Raw genomic sequence first — 6,000 nt, forward strand, 5'->3', positions numbered from 1 at the left:
TTTTAGTTGTCAATGTGAGGTTAAGTATTGATATTTTCACAATATCACGAACACATTGATTATTGCCAATAATTAGTGATTTATTTCCATCAGTCAACCGCTACAACTTTGTAGCACTCCCGGCCGTCCTCCCCCTCGCTTTCCTTTCCTCCCGTCGTTCGACATAAAGCCCATTCAACGAAATGGGCCTGTTAGCCCCAAATAGTCCAACTTTTGCGCCGCCCCCCCGATCGCGGCCGGCAACCAGGTGATATCCCAAGACCAGAGTTGGTTCGGTGCGGTCGCACAATGACTTGTCACAGTCCGGGTAACCGGCTTTTTCGACCTGCCCCGATGATGCTGCTGGGAGGCCGCTTTCAAGGTTCGGTAAAGCGTCGATTCGGACGCGATGTATTCGCCCCGGTCTGCCAGGGCCGGCACAATCTGGCCCGGTGGCAAGCTGGCAAATTCGCTGCTGTTGGCCACCGCCAGCAGCGCTTCGCGTTCCTCGTCGCTGAGCTTGTTCGATGGGGCACAGCGACGTGCCGTTCGACGCCGGTCATGGCTATGAGCACCGCCTTCGCGTATCCAGCGTTGCAGAGTCCGGATGCTGATCGTCGCCTCGGTGCACGCCAGCGCACGACGCGCGCCATCGCGTTCGGCATCGGCCACTAGCGACACAATTAACTGGCGATCTGGTGTGCTGATCAGTCGTCCGCCTGATCGCCCCAGATCGCCTGCAACTTTTTTCGTAGCAGTAGCAGCGCGGCCGCTTCGGCCAGCGCTTTCTCCTTGCGATGCAGTTCTTTCTCCAACTGTTTGATGCGCAATCGATCGCTCTTGCTTTGGGTGGCGTGCTCACGCCCGCGTTCCACCGATCTCGCGTTAGCCTGCTGGCAGACTTGCCGCCACGCCGCAATCTGTTCCACGAACAATCCTTTGCGACGGCAGTATTCGGCAAGGTCGGTTTCGTTCAAGGCCGCTGTTTCCAGTACCACCGCAAACTTGTCTTCAGAGGACCAATCCTCCGTAAGCGCCTCACGAGCCTTTCAATTACCCACAAATTACTTGTAAACCCTCAGCAGTTCTGTTAACTTTTTTTCATGAGGAATTCGATCGCAATCAGATGACGACGAGGGAGATGCCAAGCGCTCCCGGGTCTCGTCGCCTGGTGTCCCATGAGCAGGAGCAGACATGGATGGACAAAGAAAATGCCGCCTGTAATTTCCGGGACGAGCGCCTCAAGAAGCGTTTTCGGCTATTGCTTGAGCAGCTCTGGACAAATATGGGGCAGACCATTCTGTTTGCCTGTCAGGATTGGGCAAATACGAAAGCAGCCTACCGATTTTTTGCCAACGATAAGGTCAGCGAACAAGACATTTTGGGTGGGCATTTTCAGGCGACGAGTGAACGCTTCGCCGATTCAGACGGGCCAATACTGATCCTTCAAGACACAACGACGTTTTCCTATCAGCGGGAGCACCCGGAACGCATCGGATTCACTGGAAAAAGTGGTACGCGCAAAGTCGATGGGCGCAACAGGCCGTTGACTCAATGCGGCATTCTCATGCATTCGAGCCTGGCCATCACTACGGAGGGCGTGCCTCTTGGCCTTGCAGCGATCAAGTTCTGGACCCGCAGAAAATTCAAAGGCTGTAACGCACTCAAGAAAAAAATCAATCCGACGCGGGTACCGATAGAGGAGAAGGAAAGCTATCGCTGGCTAGAAAACTTGAAGCAATCGACGGCACTTTTCGGTGATCCGCAGCGTTGCGTTCACATCGGTGACCGTGAGAGCGACATCTATGAACTGTTCTGTACTGCACAAGATGTCGGTACGCATTTCCTTGTCCGCACATGCGTCGATCGTTTGGCCGGCGATGGCGCTCACACGGTCGCCGACGAGATGGAGGAGGTACGGTTGAAAGGACTGCACCGTGTTCAGACTTCAGATCAAAAAGGAAACGTCGTCGATGTCGTTCTGGAGATTCGCTATCGCCGTATCAAAGTCCGGCCCCCCATTGGCAAGCAGAGCCGGTATCCCGCTCTTTCCTTGACGGTCATCCACGCGCGTGAACGCGGTGCGCCAGCCAATCGGAAGCCTATCGAGTGGAAGCTCATCACCGATTTGTCAGTCACTTCCCGGCGCGAAGCGATTGAAAAACTCGACTGGTATGCCCTGCGCTGGAAAATCGAGACGTTTCATAAAATTCTGAAGTCCGGATGCCGAGCCGAAGAGTCCCGATTACGCACAGCGGATCGACTCGCCAACCTGATCTCCGTTTTTTGCATCATTAGTTGGCGACTGTTCTGGCTCACCATGATTAACCGGACATGCCCCGATGCCAAGCCAACAGTAGCACTGACCAATGTCGAAATTGAACTGCTCAACTGTTTGGTAAAAGACAGTAAGCGGGCCCGTAAGCTGCCACCACTGTCGCGCTATCTTGAAAAAATTGCCCAACTGGGCGGTTATCTCGCAAGGGCCAATGATTCACCGCCAGGGAATATTGTTATGTGGCGAGGCATGCGTCGGCTGGCAGATATGCAATTCGGTTTTAATCTTGCCTCAGAAAGATATGGGTAATTGAAAGCCTGATGAGGCGCTTACAATCCTCCGCGTTCTTTCCATCACCTAGCACCGGAATTCCCTGCACTTTTAACTGTCGTCGCCAAGTATAAAGCGTCTGTTCCGTGATCCCGTTTTCTCTTGCCAGGGCTGCCACCGAACGATTTTCCGGCGGCATCATGCGCCGCAAGATCGCGTCTTTCCGTTCTGCTGAATAGGCGTTCACTGCTTGTCTTTGCTCCGCCCCCGCATGGTTATTAATAAATCAGGTGACGCGACAGGTATCGTGACATAGGGGGCTACTGCATTTCAATCACTATTCGATTGATTTTTCGGGAACCGAATAAGAAGCGAAATCAAAGGCCCTGACCAAAAAAATCTATAGGGCGAAAGATCGCTTCTGGGTTAACCTTGGTAGCACATTGGACCAAAAAAATGGTACATCCAGGTGCTACATTTATGGTGGAAAAGCCTTTATCACCGAACCTATTTAATCTGTAAGACATTGAATTAAAAGCGGATTTTTTGAATTTCGCCATCTCGGATGTGATTCCCGCCGCCTCCACCAAGAATTCGTTTTACGATGTTTCAAGATGTTCAAAAAGCCGCACTTCTCCTTGTGAGAATGCGGCTTTTTTGTTTCCTGGCATTCCAAAGAATGCATTGAACCGGCTACCACGTTGCCAGACGGTCGACAGCAAACGTATCTACCTGCCGGTAAGAACTCGTTCCCACGCAGAATTTTATTGCCAACCGTTAATAAAATTAGTTTTTTTAATATATTCTTAATACCTTCTGGCTAATCTTTTCCACACCGGATGCATTCAGCACCGGCTAAGAAAACTTGAGGGATCATTCATGAACACTATTCGTCCGACTCTCCATTGGCCACTGCTGGCCTTGGCTGCTACCGCTGTTCTGACGGGTTGCGGTGGAGGTGGCTCCGCTTCTGTTACCCCACCAACTACTCCGACGACTCAGACATCCGCCGGTACCTCCGTCTACGTCGGGCCCATAGGCGGCTTTGGTTCTGTGATCGTCAATGGCATGCGCTTTTCATCGGTCGGTGCGACGCTGGTCGATGATGACGCCAGCACGGTCAACTTGGACCAACTCAAGCTCGGAATGACGGTGCGTGTTACCGGCAATACCGACGACACAAGCCAAACAGGTACCGCAAGCCGACTCGAACTGGTCCACGGAACGCGTGGCAGGCTCAGCTCTATCAACGTCAATGCCGGCACCCTCACCTTACTCGGACAGAGCATCGTGACCAGTACGTCCACCAGCTATCAAGGCGTAAGCGGACTAGCAGCACTCACGGTTGGACAAGCGGTTGAAATTTACGGCGCGCTTCAAGCCGATGGCAGTCTGCTGGCGACCTTGATCGAAGCCAAGGCCACGCTGACCTCGGTGAACCTGACCGGTCGCGTGTCGACACTGAGCACAACGACATTTCAGGTGGGATCCCTCACCGTGGACTTCAGCAAGGCAACAGTCAATGGTGTACTGACCGATGGCAAGCGCGTCAAGGTCCGCGCGACTTCAGGCCCAGTGGGAAATGTCCTGACTGCCAGCTCCGTGCAAGTCTTCGAGAACAGCACGGTATTCGGTAGTACGGTCACCAGCGGCGTGCGCCTCAAACTCAAAGGCGTCGCCGACGTGAGTCCCGTCAATGGATTGCTCACGGTGTCTGGCACGCAAGTCAACATAGCGAAAGCAATCATCAAGGGACCCAACACTAACGTGATCGCCGGCCAGTTTCTCGAAGTAAAAGGCGACTGGGATGGCAGCATTCTTCAAGCCAGTGAAGTCGAACAAGAGGGCTATCGGGAAAGCCAGATCGGTGGTCGCAACGAACTGTACGGCACTGTCAGCAGCATCACCGGCAGCATCGCCGTGATTGATGGCGTCACGGTTGACCTGAGTGCAGCAGTGTTCCAGCATGGCAGCCTCCAATTAGTCACCGTGGGCAGTTACGTTGAAATCAAGGGAAACATGAGCGGCAATGCACTAATGGCAACCAGGATCGAACTCAAAACCAACAGCACCGCCAAGGACGTTGTCTACGAACAATCCGGCGTGATCCAGGGCTTTACGTCGGTCGCCGGCTTCAAACTCAACGGATTGCAAATAGATGCTTCACAAGCCCTCTTTGAACACGGTGCCGCAACCGGACTGGCCAACGGGATCTATATCGAAATCAAGGGCGCGCAAAACAGTAGTGGCGTGTTCGTCGCCACCAAAGTAGAAATCAAGACTGCCTCATCTAGCTAAACGCACGTCGCTATTTACCTACCTCAAGGCCAACGGCTACAGGGGTCTCAAGATTGGTTGGCGGTCCGGCAACGGGTCGCCATCTTTACGCAGTGGCACAGCCACCAACACCGGCGCAGGTCGATCCGATTTGTCACACCGGCATCATGCAAACGTTCCGCTTCCTTATTTCCGCCGTTAGCCGCTATTCACTGTGAAAAACGGTGTTTAGCCCGCGGTCTCAAATCGTCGATTCAATTTGCCACCCGATCTTCGAATTCACGGCAACGCGACACGACGAAACCCGTGCTGATTGCGACAGCTAATTCGCGAATCAAAAGAGCGACATACTGGCGAAAACTCGCAACGAGCAATCGCTGCTCAACACAAAATCAAATCGAAAAACCATGGTGAACAACTTCGAGAGAAAACCTTCTGATAACCTTGGTATCGGTTATCAAATAACCAACTATTCAGGAACCATGAGCTGCATAAAAAGGATTGCGATTGCTGCTATTACTGCCCTCGCTGCTGTTTCTCTGCAGGCTTATGCAGATGAACCGCTCGTTGGCGGACCCAAAGATGAGCCAGAACCAGGCTCATCCATTGTTTTCAAACAGGCTATCCAGCCGTCAGCCTGGTGCCCTGAACAACGCATGCTGGTGCTGGATATTGACCATCCAGACGATGTGACGCTGGAGCCGATTCGGCACGGTGTATTTGCGATTTATGTGGACAATATTTTTCTGAATCAACGACTTTTCAGAGTAACGAAGCGTCGGATTAGTGTGTGCCTCCCGCGAATGGGCGCGCCAGTCATACTGATTTACGGTGCCGATTCCCAAGGACTCCCGGTGGAGTTCAGCAGCAGCGTGAATTAGTCATTAAGGGTGCCTCGTAGCGGTTTTTCGTTATCCCCTCAGGAAATTCACAATGCGAGCGTATTCCTCTTTTATTTCGTCCTTGCTTGTTTGTACGGCCTTACTCTCCGGATGCGGCGGCCACGACCGTTCCGACTCTTCAACAGGAGAATCCCCACCAGCAGCGTCTTCTCAAGACACCGTAGTAACTTCCTTGGCAGCAGATGAAAAAGAAGTTGAAGCGTGTAGTGGTCTAATAAAATCGGACACCTCAATGGGAGCACACTCCCGCTAACTGAGGAAATTACATGACTAAAAAACACTTCGACATCGAGC

General features: G+C 52.7%; 3 protein-coding genes and 2 pseudogenes. 3 read left to right on the forward strand and 2 right to left on the reverse strand.

Features of this window, described 5'->3' with window-relative positions:
* Positions 1-222: 222 nt before the first annotated feature.
* Positions 223-1,007 (reverse strand): annotated as a pseudogene (locus QN370_RS15675) (helix-turn-helix domain-containing protein); the annotation flags it as partial.
* 170 nt (positions 1,008-1,177) lie between these two features.
* Between QN370_RS15675 and QN370_RS15680 the strand changes: the two are divergent.
* Positions 1,178-2,566 (forward strand): IS4 family transposase, encoded by a 1,389-nt coding sequence (locus tag QN370_RS15680; protein ID WP_322128586.1) that lies wholly within the window; start codon positions 1,178-1,180, stop codon positions 2,564-2,566.
* A 28-nt stretch (positions 2,567-2,594) separates the two neighbouring features.
* Here the strand turns inward: QN370_RS15680 and QN370_RS15685 are convergent.
* Positions 2,595-2,774: pseudogene (locus QN370_RS15685) on the reverse strand (transposase); the annotation flags it as partial.
* A gap of 632 nt (positions 2,775-3,406) precedes the next feature.
* Here QN370_RS15685 and QN370_RS15690 point away from each other — a divergent pair.
* Together QN370_RS15690 and QN370_RS15695 are read left to right on the forward strand one after the other, a co-directional pair.
* The gene (locus tag QN370_RS15690) at positions 3,407-4,825 is read left to right on the forward strand and encodes a DUF5666 domain-containing protein (protein ID WP_322128587.1); all 1,419 of its coding nucleotides are present in this window, start codon (positions 3,407-3,409) and stop codon (positions 4,823-4,825) included.
* Positions 4,826-5,211: 386 nt separating this feature from the next.
* Positions 5,212-5,685, forward strand: a complete 474-nt coding sequence (locus QN370_RS15695) for a hypothetical protein (RefSeq protein ID WP_322128588.1) — start codon at positions 5,212-5,214, stop codon at positions 5,683-5,685.
* Positions 5,686-6,000: the final 315 nt, after the last annotated feature.

Source organism: Actimicrobium sp. CCI2.3 (assembly GCF_035019065.1).
GTDB lineage: Bacteria > Pseudomonadota > Gammaproteobacteria > Burkholderiales > Burkholderiaceae_D > Actimicrobium.